General features: G+C 37.5%; 13 protein-coding genes. 6 read left to right on the top strand and 7 right to left on the bottom strand.

Annotation, left to right across the window (positions count from 1 at the left end):
- The first annotated feature begins 160 nt into the window (after nucleotides 1-160).
- On the top strand, nucleotides 161-1,576 hold the full coding sequence (locus tag Q0947_RS11760; RefSeq protein ID WP_299397541.1) for a Gfo/Idh/MocA family oxidoreductase: 1,416 nt from the start codon (nucleotides 161-163) through the stop codon (nucleotides 1,574-1,576).
- An 87-nt stretch (nucleotides 1,577-1,663) separates the two neighbouring features.
- Here the strand turns inward: Q0947_RS11760 and Q0947_RS11755 are convergent, their stop codons facing one another.
- A complete protein-coding gene (locus tag Q0947_RS11755; protein WP_299397539.1) occupies nucleotides 1,664-3,520 on the bottom strand; it encodes a monovalent cation:proton antiporter-2 (CPA2) family protein in 1,857 nt (618 codons plus the stop codon).
- 475 nt (nucleotides 3,521-3,995) lie between these two features.
- On the opposite strand from Q0947_RS11755, the gene Q0947_RS11750 reads away from it, so the two are divergent.
- The 5 genes from Q0947_RS11750 to Q0947_RS11730 all read left to right on the top strand — a co-directional run bounded on the left by Q0947_RS11750 (nucleotide 3,996) and on the right by Q0947_RS11730 (nucleotide 11,568).
- Complete coding sequence (locus Q0947_RS11750) at nucleotides 3,996-5,447, top strand: hypothetical protein (protein ID WP_299397534.1); 1,452 nt, start codon at nucleotides 3,996-3,998, stop codon at nucleotides 5,445-5,447.
- A gap of 194 nt (nucleotides 5,448-5,641) precedes the next feature.
- Nucleotides 5,642-6,883, top strand: a complete 1,242-nt coding sequence (locus Q0947_RS11745) for a gliding motility-associated C-terminal domain-containing protein (protein ID WP_299397532.1) — start codon at nucleotides 5,642-5,644, stop codon at nucleotides 6,881-6,883.
- Between the two features lie 16 nt (nucleotides 6,884-6,899).
- Nucleotides 6,900-7,829 carry a type IX secretion system membrane protein PorP/SprF gene (locus Q0947_RS11740; RefSeq protein WP_299397529.1) on the top strand — a complete coding sequence of 310 codons (930 nt, stop codon included), beginning with the start codon at nucleotides 6,900-6,902 and terminating at the stop codon, nucleotides 7,827-7,829.
- A 20-nt stretch (nucleotides 7,830-7,849) separates the two neighbouring features.
- Nucleotides 7,850-9,793: an OmpA family protein gene (locus Q0947_RS11735; RefSeq protein ID WP_299397527.1), complete on the top strand. Its 1,944-nt coding sequence runs from the start codon at nucleotides 7,850-7,852 to the stop codon at nucleotides 9,791-9,793.
- Between the two features lie 317 nt (nucleotides 9,794-10,110).
- A complete protein-coding gene (locus tag Q0947_RS11730) occupies nucleotides 10,111-11,568 on the top strand; it encodes a glycosyltransferase family 2 protein (RefSeq protein ID WP_299397524.1) in 1,458 nt (485 codons plus the stop codon).
- An 82-nt stretch (nucleotides 11,569-11,650) separates the two neighbouring features.
- Here Q0947_RS11730 and Q0947_RS11725 read toward each other — a convergent pair whose 3' ends face one another.
- The 6 genes from Q0947_RS11725 to Q0947_RS11700 all read right to left on the bottom strand — a co-directional run bounded on the left by Q0947_RS11725 (nucleotide 11,651) and on the right by Q0947_RS11700 (nucleotide 16,305).
- Nucleotides 11,651-12,760, bottom strand: a complete 1,110-nt coding sequence (locus Q0947_RS11725) for a formylglycine-generating enzyme family protein (protein ID WP_299397522.1) — start codon at nucleotides 12,758-12,760, stop codon at nucleotides 11,651-11,653.
- A 95-nt stretch (nucleotides 12,761-12,855) separates the two neighbouring features.
- On the bottom strand, nucleotides 12,856-13,239 hold the full coding sequence (locus Q0947_RS11720; protein ID WP_299397520.1) for a DUF3037 domain-containing protein: 384 nt from the start codon (nucleotides 13,237-13,239) through the stop codon (nucleotides 12,856-12,858).
- Nucleotides 13,229-14,008, bottom strand: a complete 780-nt coding sequence (locus tag Q0947_RS11715; RefSeq protein ID WP_299397517.1) for a HipA family kinase — start codon at nucleotides 14,006-14,008, stop codon at nucleotides 13,229-13,231. Before Q0947_RS11715 ends, Q0947_RS11720 begins: the two co-directional genes overlap by 11 nt.
- 101 nt (nucleotides 14,009-14,109) lie before the next feature.
- Complete coding sequence (locus Q0947_RS11710; protein WP_299397515.1) at nucleotides 14,110-14,997, bottom strand: arsenite methyltransferase; 888 nt, start codon at nucleotides 14,995-14,997, stop codon at nucleotides 14,110-14,112.
- Between the two features lie 34 nt (nucleotides 14,998-15,031).
- Complete coding sequence (locus Q0947_RS11705) at nucleotides 15,032-15,364, bottom strand: metalloregulator ArsR/SmtB family transcription factor (RefSeq protein WP_299397512.1); 333 nt, start codon at nucleotides 15,362-15,364, stop codon at nucleotides 15,032-15,034.
- Nucleotides 15,365-15,513: 149 nt separating this feature from the next.
- Nucleotides 15,514-16,305, bottom strand: coding sequence for a YoaK family protein (locus tag Q0947_RS11700; protein WP_299397510.1), 792 nt, complete (start codon nucleotides 16,303-16,305; stop codon nucleotides 15,514-15,516).
- Nucleotides 16,306-16,343: the final 38 nt, after the last annotated feature.

Below are 16,343 nucleotides of genomic sequence, written 5' to 3'. Positions count from 1 at the left end.
TATTCTAAATAACTTTTGCCATTTTCAATAAACGGAATATCTTTATAGGTTAAGTCATTAGTGTCTGACCTTCATAATCGCTCATTTTGGTTATTGAATTGTCAATTTTTTTCTAATGATTTTTGAAGTTAGAAATTGATATACAACTAATACCTAAACAATGAGTAATTCAAATAACAGAAGAAATTTTTTAAAGCTAACTGGATTAGCAGGACTGGGTGTTGCAACTGGCGGATTCGTAAGCTGCAGTTCCACTTCGGGAATTATAGTCCCACCAAACATGGGGACTTCTCGTTTTAACATGTCAGGCTACGCCGCGCCTAAAATTGAAACCGTAAAGATTGGCTTTATCGGTTTGGGAATGCGAGGCCCATCGGCAGTTAAAAGAATGAGTTATATAGACGGTGTGGAAATAAAAGCCTTGTGTGACTTACGACCTAAACAAGCTGAATATGCCAAGAAACTTTTAGATGGTACAAAACACAACCCGAAAGTTTATAGTGGCAGTGAAGATGCTTGGAAACAAATGATCGACACTGAAGACTTAGACTTGATTTATATTGCTACACCGTGGGATTTGCACGTGCCTATGGCCGTATATGGGATGAATGCGGGACGTCATGTGGCCGTGGAGGTGCCAGCAGCAAAAACGATTGATGAGTGCTGGGAATTGGTGGAAACTTCAGAGCGTACCAAGATGCATTGTATGATGCTTGAAAATTGTTGTTATGACTTTTTCGAATTATTGACACTTAACATGGCGCGCCAAGGGTATTTTGGTGATATTGTACATGGTGAAGGTGCTTACATCCATGATTTGGTGGATTTAAATTTTGATAAAAACGGTTACGAAGATATGTGGCGTTTAAAGGAAAACATTGGTCGCGACGGAAATCTTTATGCTACGCACGGATTAGGTCCAATTTGTCAGATTATGAATGTGAATAGAGGTGATCAAATGGATTATTTAACATCGCTTTCAAGTGCCGATTTTTCGATGCATAAACGAGCCACCAAATTGGCTGGGGAAGATCCTTTTTTCAGCGAATTTAAAAACGCTAATTTTAGAGGAAATATGAACACGACCATCATTAAAACAAAGAATGGTAGAAGTATGATGATGCAGCATGATGTGAGTTCGCCAAGACCTTATTCGCGAATTCATATGGTAAGCGGTACGGAAGGTTTTGCTCAAAAATATCCAGAACCGGGAAAAATTTCGAAAGGACACTCGTGGTTAAACGAGCAAGAATATAAAGCGGTGGAAGAAAAATACACCCCAGAAATTGTAAAAAAAGTAGGTGATCTTGCCAAGCGCGTTGGTGGTCATGGCGGTATGGACTTTATTATGGACTGGCGCTTAATTGACTGTTTGCGTAACGGACTTCCATTAGATCAAGACGTGTATGACGCGGCATTATGGAGTGCCGTGACGCCTCTAAGTGAGCAATCTGTAGCAAATCGTTCTAACTCTATTGATGTGCCAGATTTTACACGAGGGCATTGGAAAACGAATGCGCCTGTAGATATCAGCTTGACTGGTGGTGGAACTACAAATGTCCTCTTAGCGGATTAACAATAGGAATTTAACTTTCGAATTTTTTAAATATTTTAAGCATCCTTCTTCATTGACAAGAAGGATGTTTTTTTTAGAATCATTTTTTTAGGACTCTCTTTTATGGCTGTCAATGGCGCTACTCCGTAAGTTAAATGCACCCTGTAAAATTTCTTCTTGCATCTCCATTTCTTCACGAGCCTTAAAGATGTATTCTTTTCCCGTAGCGGATGTTTTGGCAAGTCGTTCAAAACTTTCCATATCCAATTGAATGAATTTCTCAGCTTGCTCTTCCGTCGCTTTTTTATCGAATCCCATATTGTAAAGTAAATCACTCGCTAACTTTACAGATGTGGCAAACGATTCACGGTAGATGTGATCTACTCCTAAGTTATAAAAATCGTAGGCATCAAAGCTGTTTTTTGCGCGAACGATGAGTTTTAATTTGGGATATTTCTTCTTTAGTTTCTTCATTAAATGCAGACTCACATCCGGGCCGTCAATAGCCGAGATTAAAAAATCGGCTTCTGCAATTCCCGCGGACTCAAGCAAATCAATACGCGACACATCGCCATAAAGAACATCAAATCCCATAGTTCTTAAATAATCTACATGATTTGAGTTGGAGTCAATGACGGTGGCTTCAATGCCGTGCGCACGTAAAAATCGGCCTATAGTGCTTCCAAAATGTCCAAATCCTAAGAGAATAATTTTATGATGTTTTTCAATTTTATCCGAAGATTTTTGCGATTCCTTGGTGCCGATTTTAGGTAAGAATAAGCGTTCATTAATCATCCATAAAATGGGCGTTAAGGTCATTGTTAGTGCTGTTACTACAAGAAGAATATCATGTTCCTCCTGTGAGAAAATATTTAGTTGAAACGCGAAGGATAGAAGGACAAAGGCAAATTCACCAATTTGGGATAAACCTACCACCAATAACATGCGCTGGTCTATTTTCAGTTTATAAATCCAACCTACAATAAACAGAATTACTGCTTTCACTAAAATGACAGCAAAAACTAGGCTAACGATTAATACAGGTTGATCGGCAATCACCAAAAAATTAATCGAAGCGCCGACGGCCATAAAAAATAATCCCAGAAGCAGGCCCTTAAAAGGATCGAGAGAACTTTCAAGTTCATGTTTAAATTCGCTGGACGCCAATACCACACCGCCTAGGAAGGCTCCCAATGCTGGACTCAAGCCTGCCAATTCCATTAAAAATGAAATTGAAAAAACGATCAATAAGGCTGAAGCCACCAATAATTCCCTTACGCCAGTTTGAGCTACCAACCGTAACATAGGCACAATCAAATAGCGTCCTGACAAAATAATAAGTACGATAGGGACAAAAATAGCTAAGGCGTGTAAGGCCAAAGGTAAACTGTCAAGGAGGTTGGCGGATGAAGCAGCGACGCCTTCTTCAGTTAATGATTCTTCGGGCACATTGGATAATAAGGGTAGGGCGGCTATCATGACGATGACCATAATATCCTGAAATAATAAAATTGAAAATGACGATGCACCGTAAGTGGTTTTCATTAAGCCCTTTTCCTTATTGGTTTGAAGAGTTATGGCAGTGGACGAAAGTGCTACCGCCATTGCTGCGGTAAGGGCCATTTTCCATTCCAGACCCATAAAGTGGCAAATTATAAAGGTGAGTGCCATGGTCCCAATAACTTGCATTGACCCCAGTCCTAATATGGATTTTCTCATTTTCCAAAAGCTCTTGGGTTCTATTTCTAAACCAATAAGGAAAAGCATCATCACCACACCAAATTCCGCAAAGGCTAAAATTTCTTCGCCCTCATGTTTCATGAACCCAAGTATAAACGGGCCAATCATCATCCCTGCTAATAAATAGCCAATTATGGAACTGAGTCCGATCTTTTTGGCAATCGCTACACAAATGACACCACCGGCAAGAAAAATTATGGCTTCTAAAAGAATATTTCCACTCATCTACTTTTTTCTATAAAATTAATCTTTTAAAAATAATTATCGTATTAAGGGTAAGGACGATAAATGAAACATACCACATTCTTTCCAACCCATGGAATCGTGAGCTCTGTAGAAATAATTTTTGACGATTGTTTTCTTTTGAGTTCTGTTTTTTAGCGTATAGAGCAATGTAAATTGGTCTAAACACTAAATTTGCCCTGTCAAAGGAGTTCATTTGTTTAATTAAATGAGAATTGACTTAAACAATAATATATTTTAAAGTGTTGATAGTCAGGTTGTTGTGATTTTATTGTATTAATTATGTTAAAATTTTTAATTTATTTTTAACAGAACGCTTGTTTTCGCATGATTTTCAATATATTTTTGACGAATATTCTTTGTTCAGTATTTTACTACAAAAGCTTGATTTAAAGGAATTTTAAAATTAATCTATTCAACAAAAACTAAATAAGAACAGCTCTCACATTAATTAATTATGAAAAAACTATTACTACTAATTACTTTACTTACGGGTAATTTTATTTTTGCACAGGTTGGTATTGGTACAGATGTGCCTAATCCTTCAACTCAATTAGAAATAAAATCATCAGATAGAGGGGTATTAATTCCTCAGATAGCGTTAACAGGCGTTACCGATCAAGTGACCATCACTGGAGGTAATGTTGAGAGTTTACTTGTATACAATACGAGTAACAGCAACGCAGTAACACCTGGTTATTATTACTGGAGCCAAGGACGTTGGAACAAATTGGCTACAAGTACAGAGATGACTTTGCCAGACAACGTTGTTCTTTGGGATGTTGTAAACAATCAATTTATACGTATTGATGCGAATGGCGACGTTCAAGTTATTGGAGATGCGAGTCTTCAAACGCTTACAATGTTACGTCTAAATGCAGACGGCTTTACTTTAGAATATATGGATGAGGATGAAAATCTTACAAAAATTGATCTAAAGACAATTATTCAAAATTTCCAAAGTGTAACGAACCTTGTTGATAACAATGATGGGACGTTCACATTTACAAACGAAAATAACAGTTCTGTTACCGTAAGCATCCAAGGTCCTAAGGGAGACAAAGGAGATCCAGGAGTTCAAGGTCCAGTTGGTCCAGCGGGTCCACAAGGTCCAATGGGATTGAAAGGTGTTAAAGGTGATACTGGAGCAATAGGCCCAACTGGTCTAACAGGTCCACAAGGCGAAACAGGTCCTCAAGGTCCAAAAGGAGAAAAAGGAGATGTAGGGGCTGTAGGTCCAGAAGGTCAAGAAGGTCCAGAAGGACCAAGAGGAATTCAAGGTATTACAGGTGCCGTTGGCCCAGCCGGCCCAGCAGGTCCTAGAGGATTAGCAGGTCCAGCAGGTCCAGCAGGAATAGCAGGTCCAGAAGGTCCAGCAGGACCACGTGGTCCAATTGGTGCGCAAGGTCCAGCAGGTCCAGTTGGAGCAGAAGGTATTGAAGGCCCAGCGGGTCCTCAAGGTTTGGAAGGTCCAGTAGGACCAGAGGGAATTCAGGGGCAAAGAGGTGATGAAGGTCCAGCAGGTCCAGCAGGTCCAGCAGGTCCACAAGGTCCAGAAGGTCCACAGGGTCCTAAAGGAGACTCTGGTACTTCAGTGCCAACTTACTTATACTTGCCTCCAGTGCCTGTGTATACAAATCAAAACCAAGTTCCTTCAGGGCAAACTTTTGGTAGTGTAAATGTTTACGCAATGTACCAAGCTCAAGGTTCTCCAATGGTTCAAAATCCAAGCGCTACAGCTGCCCTTCCAGTGGTACCAAGCAGCCAATTGAATTTTTTCATTACATGGTATGATACTACAAAATTTGAGAATGTTCAAATTAGCGATAGCGGCGTATTAACGTATACTGTTAAAGCTAATAGTGGCAACTTACCGTCATATATGACGATTATCGTTGCTAAAAAATAAATTTAATTTAAGCGGATCATGACGCTTGTATTGCACAACAGGAATACAAGCGTCAATGGCCGATATTATTCAGTCAGTCAAATTAATGTCCTTGAAAGGCTTTTGATTTGAAGTTTAGAACCGGAAATGTTTAGTGGTTTCCATATATATGTTCTCAGAGTAAAACACTATCCTAAATTAAATATAATAGATTAATGAAAAAATCTTTATTACATATAAGTGCTTTTTTACTGTTTACCGGCGGTTTAATGGCGCAGACCAGCAATGAAGGGATGCTCTACGTCAGCGAAGGTACTAAGGTATATACGCTAGAACGTTTCAATAACCTTGCATCTGGAAAATTTTATAACGACGGTGATGTATTATTCTATAGCCATTTTAATAATGAAGGTGTTGTAGATTTTTATCAAAATACTGGGCTTTCCAGATTTATCGGAAACGCTAACCAAAAGATTAGCGGATCAAAAACAAGTTTTCTTTACAATGCCTTTTTTAATAATGTAAGTACCGCAGTGCCTTTTGAAGTATCAGGAAGTATTGACATTAGTGGAGAGGCCAATTTTTTTGCAGGTATTTTAGATAACGACAATTTTGGAGGCGAAATTACCTTTAGTACAGACGGGTATCATGTAAATACTTCCAATGCCAGTCACGTAGATGGTCCTGTAAATAAAGTTGGAGATAAAGAATTTATGTTTCCTATTGGAGATGGTGGTTTCTATCGTTTTGGTGGTATTTCTGCGCCTTCAAATGCAGCAGCTATTTTTGAAGGGAAATATTATTTTGATAATAGCGATGCAATGTATCCTCACAATTTAAGAGCTGGGGTTATTGAAGAAATAGACAACCAAGAATATTGGACTATTGAAAAACAATCTACACCAGACGAAAACATGATGATTACATTATCATGGGATGCGTCAACTACGCCACAATCTATGATTGATGCTGCACAACAAGGTGCGCTTACAATTGTACGTTGGAATCCAACAACAAACATGTGGGTTGATGAAGGTGGCGCTATCGACACTGCAAACAAAACAGTTACTACATCCGTGTACGGTTATGGTGTGTTTACACTTGGTCGTGTTAAAAAGGATTTGATTTTACCATGCGGTCTTGTGATTTACAATTCTGTAACACCGAATGGTGATGGTATTAATGATACGTTCCTTATTGATCAATCCAACAATGAATGTGCTAAGAACTTAAAAGTTCAGGTGTTCAACAGATGGGGTGTTAAGGTTTATGAAACTAATAATTATGGCGTAAATGGAAATGTCTTTGCAGGCTATTCTTCAGGACGACTTACATTTAAGGATTCTGAACAATTACCTTCTGGTACTTATTATTACATCTTAGAGTATCAATATGGACCTGATGCAGAGAAAAACTTTCACAAACAAGCTGGATATTTATATTTAAGTGCCAACTAAAATGAATCAATTTCTAATGACTTATAAAATATCGAATTTATTGCTACTTGCAGTTTTTGTGAGTATGTTCTTTAGCGTGTCTACTACGCAGGCACAACAAGACTCCCAATACACGCAATATATGTATAACCCGGTTTCTGTTAACCCTGCATATGCTGGCTCAAGAGGGTCATTAAGCATTATGGGTGTGTATAGAAATCAATGGGTAGGATTAGATGGCGCTCCTGAAACTCTTAATTTTTCATTGCATTCACCAATTGGTGTTAGAGGTGTAGGATTAGGACTTGGATTTGTCAGTGATAAAATCGGACCATCAGACGAAAGTATGGTAACGGCCGATTTCTCATATACACTTCAACTACAAAATGATTTAAAACTATCTTTTGGTCTTAAAGGAGGGGTGTCAATCTGGAATTTAGATCCGAGTAGATTGAACATTTACAATCCAAACGATTACAATCTGAGAAGAGAAAATCATAGTTCACCTGTAATAGGAACTGGACTTTACCTGTATGCCCCAAAATGGTATGTAGGCTTGTCTTCGCCTAATATTTTGCAAACAGAACATTATGACGATGTGCAAATATCTACAGCTAGTGAAAAAGCGCACATGTATTTAATGGGAGGTTATGTGTTTACATTAAATCCTAATTTAAAATTAAAGCCTGCTTTCATGGCAAAAGCTGTGGTTGGGGCGCCTTTGGCACTTGATATTTCAGCTAATGCACTTATGTATGATACGGTTACTTTTGGTTTGGCTTACAGACTGGACGCAGCGGTAAGTGCTATGGCAGGATTCCAAGTTTCTGATCATATCATGCTCGGGTATGCTTATGATTATGACACGACAGAATTGGGGAATTACAACAGTGGATCTCATGAAATATTTTTACGCTTTGAATTGGGAACAAGATTAAAGACAAAAGTTAATCCAAGATTCTTTTAATTTATCTTAAAATAGATTTGATGAAAAATAAAATTACAACCTATAGTTTCTTCTTGTGTTTTCTTTGCTTTTCAAACATTGCAATTGTCTTCGGACAGGAACGCAAAATGGAGAAAGCTGCTGAAAATTATGAGCAATTAAATTATGTTAATGCTCAAAAAATCTATTTGGATGTTGCCGCAAGAGGTCACGAATCTGAAGAGCTTTTTACAAAGCTGGGAAATACTTATTATTTCAATGCCCAATATGATGAGGCCGTGAAATGGTATGAGCGTTTATTTCAATTTAACGCGAATCCTAAAGAAGACATCGTTTACTTGCGTTACTCTCAAGCTTTAAAAGCTACGGGACAACTAGAAAAAGCAGCAAAGTATTATGACACGTATGTAGTAAAGAATGGCTCTAAAATGCACTTGCGCAATACAATCGATTATGAAAAATTGATTGAGAAAAATTCTGGTCGCTACAACATGGAAACGCTTGAGCGTCTTTATGATGAAAAGAAAATTTCTTTTGGAAACTTTAAGTTAGGAAATACGTTGTATTATTCTTCTACTAATGATACCGAAACGTTTTACAATAGAAGAAGTGCATGGGATGGCCTTAGCTTTTTATCATTATACACGGTAGAAGTAGATTCTCTAAATAAAGCGGTGGACAGACCTAAAAAATTACATGCGAATCTTGAAAGTAAATATCATGAATCTTCACCAGTGATTACAGCTGATGGAAATACTATCTATTTTACAAGAAGTAATAATACAAGCCTTACAAAAGAGGATGAACATAAATTAAAAATTTACAGATCGACAAAGAAAGATGGCAAATGGCAAGAAGCTGAAGAGTTATCTTTCAATAGCGACAACTATTCTTCTGCCCACCCTGCATTAAGTCCTGATGGAACGAAACTTTATTTTTCATCAGATAGACCTGGTGGATATGGAGAATCTGATCTTTATGTTTCAGAAATTAGTGCTGATGGTACGGTTGGAGCGCCTGTTAACTTAGGTCATAGAATCAATACTAGAGGTAAGGAAACCTTTCCTTTCGTATCTGTAGACAATGAATTATTCTTTTCTTCAGATGGTCATTTTGGCTTAGGAGGATTGGATGTTTTCTATGTTAAAATCACAGATTTTGGACACGGGAACTTAATCAACGTTGGTAAACCAATCAACTCTTATGCTGATGATTTCGCTTACGGCATTGATTTCAATACCAAAAGAGGTTTTGTAAGTTCTAATCGCTCTACTAAAAATGCAGAATTTGTACGTGATAACATTTATACTTTTCTTGAAACCGCTCCTATCATTGACGTGTTTGCTGGAGAGATTGAAGGTGTAATTACAGATTCTCAATCAGGGAAACCTTTAGCAGATGCTACGGTTACCTTAACGGATTCAGATAATAAACCTTTCAGAACTGTTAAGACGGATAGTACTGGTCACTACACTGTTGGAACAAACAAGTTCGATACCTATTTAGTAAGAGCTACAAAGGATAAATATGACACGGATGAAGTATCCTCTAAACCAAATTTAGAGCACCAAAAAATCGATTTCCAATTGCAACCAAACGAAGTTGCATTAGAGGAAGGTGTAGATTTAGCTAAGGTTCTAAATATTCCAATTATCTATTTTGATTTTGATAAGTCGAACATCAGAGATGATGCTAAAGTTGAATTGGAAAAAGTATTGGCTGCATTAAATCAATACCCACAGTTAAAACTTGAAATCCGCGCACATACTGACAGTAGAGGTAATGATGATTACAATCAAAAATTATCACAACGTCGTGCGACATCAACCCTTAAATACTTAGTTGATAACGGTGTTGATGAATCAAGATTAAACGCTATTGGTATGGGTGAATCTAACCCAGTTAATGGTTGTACAAATGGTGTGAAATGTTCTAAAGATGAACATCAGAAAAACAGACGTTCTGAATTTATTATCAAACAATAATAAATTAAACCGAATACATTAATTTATAGTTTACAAAAGCCGAAGATTATTCTTCGGCTTTTTTGTGTTTTATAGTGAACGACATCATTGCCCTATTTCAGTGTGTAATGTTACACCTGAAAAGAGCTAAGTGTGTAACCTTATGTGTAACCTTACTATAAGTTGTGTAAAATCTATACACTTTTACACAACATTATCCCCAAAATCCGTCTAAAATGCCCTATTTGTGTAATGGTATAACTGTTGCTTAGTAATAGTAGATTGAAAAATTGATTAGAATAACAACAAAAATTTCGCATCATAATTTGCATACATCTATGAACACTGAAACACTTTCAAACACTTCAACAGACTTGAAAACATCAACAATGGAAGGTCAAATAAAGACCGTCAATGCAGGAGCTAAAAAGGGTTCCTTTTTTAATAGCATCGCTACAAAAAATTCAATTAACCCATGGGGCGTAGTTGTTTTGGTCAGCACATTTTTATTAATGATTGGCTCGGCGTTCTTGGTTTTTGATTTACAAACTGATTTTGAAGAGTTTAGATCTGAACGTATCAATTCTACTTTTGGACTCATCTTTTTAGTGGTCGCTACAGGTCTTTTTATTTTTAAAGCTGGATTTTTTATTTACAACCTCTTTCTTTATTTCAAATATAAAGCGGTGGAATCAGTTTCTGATTCAGAATTACCCACATGTACTGTGATTGTGCCTGCGTATAACGAAGGCAAACAGGTTTGGGATACTTTGATGAGTTTAGCAGATAGCGACTATCCAGAAGGCAAATTAGAGTTGTTGGCGATTGATGATGGTAGTAAAGACGATACTTGGTATTGGATGCAAGAAGCCAAAAAGAGATTAGGTGATCGTTTGTCAATCTACAAGCAACCAAAAAACAAAGGTAAACGTCATGCCTTATACCGTGGATTCAACTTAGGAACAGGAGATGTTTTTGTTACCGTTGATAGTGATTCAGTAGTTAAAAGCGATACATTAAGAAATTTAGTGAGTCCGTTTGTAACTAACGAAAACTGTGGTGCAGTTGCAGGAAATATCCGCGTATTGAACAATGAGAAAGCGTTATTGCCTAAAATGTTAAACGTGAGTTTCGTATTGAGTTTTGAATTTGTACGTTCTGCGGAAAGTAGTTTGAATTCCGTTCTTTGTACTCCTGGCGCTTTAGCAGCATACCGTAGAACAGCAGTGTTTGCGTGTTTGGAAGATTGGATCAATCAAACGTTTATGGGACAGCCCTCAGATATTGGTGAAGACCGTGCCATGACCAACATGATTTTGAAACAAGGAAAACACGTACTATTTCAAAAGAACGCGTATTGTTACACCAATGTTCCTGAGCAATATAAAGGCTTGTACAAAATGTTTATCAGATGGGGTAGAAGTAATGTGCGTGAGAACATTCAAATGTCAAAATATGTATTTACGAACTTTAGAGAAGGTTCTAAATTAGGAACCCGACTGTTATTTATCAGTCAGTCCTCTAAAATTATCATGAGTTACCCATTTTTAGTATTCATGTTGTTTTTCATCATAATGCATCCGATCTTATTTATCAGTTCTACAATTTTTAGTATTCTGATTTTATCGAGTTTCCCAGTATTGTTTTATGCGAAAAACTATAAACTATCAGAATCGTTTTGGGCATATTCATACAGTCTTTTATATACTTTCGGATTGTTTTGGATTACACCATATGCCATTGCAACAGCAAGTAGAAGAGGTTGGTTAACACGCGAACTGACAGAGAAAAAATAATATATTCTTCTGAATGTGACAACATGTTTAGGGATTGCGGCTTATAAATTTTTAGTCGTGATCCCTTTGCTATTTATATGCTTTAGTTTTTTAGCATATCCACTGTCGCCACAGTTCGAAATCCGACATGGTCTGATCCAGAATCTATACTGGTTCCCATGCGTGCCGAAATTCTAAAACTGGCGCAATAGGAATCATGACACAAAAACGAGCCGCCTTTTATGATGTGCTCTTTTTGATATGGATTGTTGGGGCTGTAAGCTGTTTCCGCTCCTGTGGGATTGATGAGCGGTTTAGAGGCGTCAATCAGCTTATAATAGCCTTCATTGTACCAATCTTGAGTTAATTCCCAAACATTTCCGAGCATATCATAAATTCCGATGCTGTTTGGAGGATAGGATTTTGTTGGTGCAATTAAAGGAAAACCGTCAACACTTTCATTTTTTACAGGAAAAATACCTTGCCATGTATTGGCCGATGCGTTTAGTTGATTGCCATCGCTGCCCCAAGTGTAAATGTTGTTGGTTTTAGTGCCTTGTGCGGCTGATTCCCATTCAGCTTCTGTTGGCAAACGTCTATTGGCCCATTTGCAATATGCCAAAGCATCTTCGTAAGCAATATGGACTACAGGGTAATTGTCCTTCCCGTCAATAGAGCTTCCTGGGCCTTCCGGATGTTTCCAATTGGCGCCTATTTTCCATGTCCACCATTGTGCATAATTGTCCATGTTTGCCACCGCATTGACATGTTTATTGAATATGAGACTTCCCGGTTGTAAAACACTATCTGCAGGTTTAGGAGTGCCTTCTGGAAGCTGTTTTTTCATTTCCTCCCAATCTATCGGCCGTTCGGCAACAGTAATATAGCCTGTAGCCTCAACAAAATCTCGAAACTGCTTGTTGGTCACTTCTGTAATATCCATGAAAAACCCATCAACTGTAACCTCATGTGCAGGCTTTTCTCTTGGCATAGCATAAGGATCTCCGGGTTTTGCACCTTTTGTGAACGTTTTACCTTCCACCCAAACCATACCTTCTGGGGTTTGAATTGTATCTGGCTGCTCCTTTATGAGTACGTGTTCATTAGTGATATTGGTAGGTTCGCTTTTTTCTGATGACGAATTTTTACAACCTACAAAAGCGATTGTAATCAGCGTTAGAAATAAAGCGTTTTTAGAGAATGGGATGATCATGGTATAAAAGAGGAAATTAATCGTTGTAAATTTTGAAGGATAAATTTACTTAAATAATCTGGCTATCGGTTCACTTGAAAGTGACTAGAAATGAATTATAAAACGAATGTTTTAAAAAGCTGTTCGAGTTCCTGTTTTGGATCCCTACAAAGCCCTGAATGTGTTTTGGAACTTTGAATGATTGTGCTTCTGGATGCCGCTAACCATCTGAAACGATCTGAAACTTCAAACTGACCAATGGTTCCGCTTTCCGATGTACCCGTGCAAACGTCTTGCCATGCATCTAAGTGTTCCTTGAGCATATCATACTCTAAATCCTCAGAAAAAGCTTCCAATTTTTTTCTGTCGATTTTATATTTAACACCCAAATAATTTTTCCGTTTAGAAAATAGGATTACACCTACATTAAAGAATTCTTCACGTTCTACTTTAGGAACAACCCTAATGATAGCATATTCGTAAGTAACTTTATCTTGCATCTTGTGCTTCTTTTGTTAATACGTCAATCATTGATAGCTTCGTGTTCAGATAATGCGTGTAGGCCGCTCTAATTTCAGTAGGAGACATGGTGTCGGCTTCATTTAATAACCAATCCTCAGGAATACTGTCTATAATTCGCTTAATTGTTGCGCTATCCAACGTTAACTCAATACTCTTTGCAGCCGCAGGTAATTGTGTGGCTTGCGCTAATAAAACGTGATCTTTAATAAGAGGAAAGGTTCTGGTCAAATGGTTTTCCCAAGTTGGCCAATTATGATGGAAGTAGAAACTGGCGCCATTGTCTATGACCCACAATTCCTTGTTCCAATAAAGCAAGTTCGGGTTTTTATGCGTTCTATCTATATTGCTAATGATACTGTCCAACAACACAACTTTTGAAGCAACAACGCCGTCAATTTGAGTCACTAATGGATCTATAGTGATGGCACCAGAAAGGAAATGCAGGCCTAAATTGAGGCCGACACTGAATTTTAACAAGTCCTGAATTTCTTCGTCGGGTTCTGTTTTGCTGAACGAATCGTCAAGATTCATAAATACAACTTCTGGAACTTTCAATCCGATAGCGCGTGCCAATTCACCACCAATAAACTCGGCGATCAATGCTTTTTTGCCTTGTCCGGCACCACGAAATTTTAAAACGTATAAAAATCCGTCGCAAGCTTTAACAATGGCAGGCATGGAGCCACCTTCACGTAAGGGAGTAACATATTGCACAACATCTACGGTGCGAATATCGAGTGCATTCATAAGGGCGAAGGTACTAAAAATGTAAATTGCTCAGGCACCGAAAAGTACATTATTAAGATCAGAGTGCTCTCAGTGCCCGAAGCAATTTTTAAAAATTTAATCTAGCAACAACCAGATGCTGGATTGCATGAAGAGCTTGTTGAAAGCTCAGAAAACTGCAATTTCGGTTTATTGGAAGCACTTCCTGCTTTCTCTGCATAAACGGTAATACTGAAAATTCCGGTAGCCGCTGTATTGAAGGTTTTTATATCCTCTTCTGACATATATTTGATAAGGATGTCATCAGGAATCGTAATAGGTTTTTCTTTTTGGATGGTTACATTTTGAAATCCTTGATCGGTAATCATCTGAAGATATTCTGATTTTTGAATAGCGCCAGCCACACATCCTGCATACATTTCAGCATCGTTTTTTAATGCTTCTGGAAGATCGCCCACCAAAACAATATCTGAAATACTAAAGTGACCTCCAGGTTTTAACACACGGTGGATTTCTTTAATGACTTGTTGCTTATCCGGAACAAGGTTCAATACACAATTACTAACAATAACATCTGCAACATCATTGCTTACTGGCATTGCATCAATATCACCTTCTCTAAACTCGACATTGTTATAGCCTAGTTTTTCAGCATTGATACGTGCCTTTTCAATCATTATTGGTGTAAAATCAATTCCAATAACTTTCCCCTCAGCACCAGTTTCATGACGTGCAACGAAGCAGTCATTTCCAGCGCCTGAACCTAAGTCAATAACCGTATCTCCTTTTTTAATTTTGGCAAATTGTGTTGGAAGTCCACATCCTAAACCCAAATCAGCAGTTTCATTATAGCCTTGGGTTTCAGAATAATCATCCATCATAATGTTGTAAATTTTGTTTGAAGGCGTCGTTGCACCACAACATGACGCTGCGTTTTCAGCTTTTCCTTGTTCGGCAATTTTAGCGTAGCGCTCTTTGACGATGTCTTTTAATTCTTGAGCTTTTTTCATTTTAATTTTATTTTGATTTAATAATCTTGTTTTTTTAACAGCAATCTGCTTTAGCTTTGAGATCCTGATTTAAAAAGGCTAACATAATGTGTTTCATTTTGATCCAGTTTTCGGTATCAATACAGTAACAAACACGTGTGCCTTCAATGCTCCCTTTTATCAATCCCAGATGCTTTAATTCTTTTAAGTGTTGGGAAATGGTAGGTTGCGCAAGGCCTATTTCCTCGACTAAATCTCCACATACGCAGGTGTCAATTCTGAATAAGTGTTGTAAAATAGCGACACGTGCAGGATGACCAAAAACTTTGGAAAAAAGTGCTATTTCATTCTGTTGGTCTGTAAATATTTCTGTTTTGGATATGCCCATAATCTAAATGATTGCTTCATTGCAATATTACGATGAATCAAAAAAGTATCAAAATAATTTAAGATATATTTTAGATAATACCCTTTTGTGTTAAAGTTGATTTCTAAATAATTAGTAATAAAATGGTCGTTTTTGGTAATGTCAAATGACTATTTGTTTCTGTTTAAAAACCGTGGTTTCACCTTCTTTTTAAGGGCTCGTGCAGATTTATTTTGACGTCTGTATCTCCTTTTGATGATTATTAGTCTTAATCTGAAGTCATCAAAAAACAGACTCACAAGTAAAATTAGTGCTCCTAAAAGGAGTGTGTTCAATTTGAAATTGAGTGTAGAATAGAGGAATCCTCCAATAATGCCGCCCATAAAAAAGAAGCAAATGATAAACAACCGAAGTCTGATAGTGGCTTTTAATTTGGCTTTATTAGAATGGGATTTGGGAAAGAATAAATGAGAAAGTTCAATCCCTAAATCTGTAAACAATCCGGTAAGGTGTGTCGTTCTGACCACAGCGTTCGATATTTTGGTAACAAAGGAGTTTTGCAATCCCATCGCGAAAAGCAGCAAACACACGGTGAGGTGTGCATTTTCCATTCGGTCAAAATTACTGAATAGCGCCACCCCAATTAAAATTGCACATTCCATAAGTGTTGGGATCACAAAAACGTTCAACTTTTTATTCTCTTTAAACTTTTCGATTAAGAAACTTGATGAAAACGAACCAAAGAGAAACGCCAAAATATAAAGCAAATATATTGTCCCTTGCCACCATTGTGAATCGGCGACATCTCTAATAAATAATGAAAAGTGCCCAGTTACATGAGTTGTTAATTCATGAAATGCGAGAAACCCGGTGACATTGACAACGCCGGCAACAAAAGATAAAATGGTGGCAATACGTAGATTGTGTTTTAAAGTTCTGCTTTTGCCTTGATGTCTGAACATGTACTTGTTCTTTGGTTAGAGTTTTGCTGTTAACTTAC

Origin of the sequence: uncultured Gelidibacter sp., assembly GCF_947500795.1 — a bacterium.
Taxonomy (GTDB): domain Bacteria; phylum Bacteroidota; class Bacteroidia; order Flavobacteriales; family Flavobacteriaceae; genus Gelidibacter.
Note: the sequence above shows the minus strand (reverse complement) of the source record. Positions and strands in the feature narration are given on the sequence as shown.

Coding starts and splice junctions, on each gene's coding strand:
- Q0947_RS11705 (WP_299397512.1), bottom strand. CDS start 15,364: ATGGGCATATCCAAAACAGAAATATTTACAGACCAACAGAATGAAATA.
- Q0947_RS11720 (WP_299397520.1), bottom strand. CDS start 13,239: ATGCAAGATAAAGTTACTTACGAATATGCTATCATTAGGGTTGTTCCT.
- Q0947_RS11715 (WP_299397517.1), bottom strand. CDS start 14,008: ATGAATGCACTCGATATTCGCACCGTAGATGTTGTGCAATATGTTACT.
- Q0947_RS11730 (WP_299397524.1), top strand. CDS start 10,111: ATGAACACTGAAACACTTTCAAACACTTCAACAGACTTGAAAACATCA.
- Q0947_RS11755 (WP_299397539.1), bottom strand. CDS start 3,520: ATGAGTGGAAATATTCTTTTAGAAGCCATAATTTTTCTTGCCGGTGGT.
- Q0947_RS11760 (WP_299397541.1), top strand. CDS start 161: ATGAGTAATTCAAATAACAGAAGAAATTTTTTAAAGCTAACTGGATTA.
- Q0947_RS11725 (WP_299397522.1), bottom strand. CDS start 12,760: ATGATCATCCCATTCTCTAAAAACGCTTTATTTCTAACGCTGATTACA.
- Q0947_RS11740 (WP_299397529.1), top strand. CDS start 6,900: ATGACTTATAAAATATCGAATTTATTGCTACTTGCAGTTTTTGTGAGT.
- Q0947_RS11745 (WP_299397532.1), top strand. CDS start 5,642: ATGAAAAAATCTTTATTACATATAAGTGCTTTTTTACTGTTTACCGGC.
- Q0947_RS11750 (WP_299397534.1), top strand. CDS start 3,996: ATGAAAAAACTATTACTACTAATTACTTTACTTACGGGTAATTTTATT.
- Q0947_RS11735 (WP_299397527.1), top strand. CDS start 7,850: ATGAAAAATAAAATTACAACCTATAGTTTCTTCTTGTGTTTTCTTTGC.
- Q0947_RS11700 (WP_299397510.1), bottom strand. CDS start 16,305: ATGTTCAGACATCAAGGCAAAAGCAGAACTTTAAAACACAATCTACGT.
- Q0947_RS11710 (WP_299397515.1), bottom strand. CDS start 14,997: ATGAAAAAAGCTCAAGAATTAAAAGACATCGTCAAAGAGCGCTACGCT.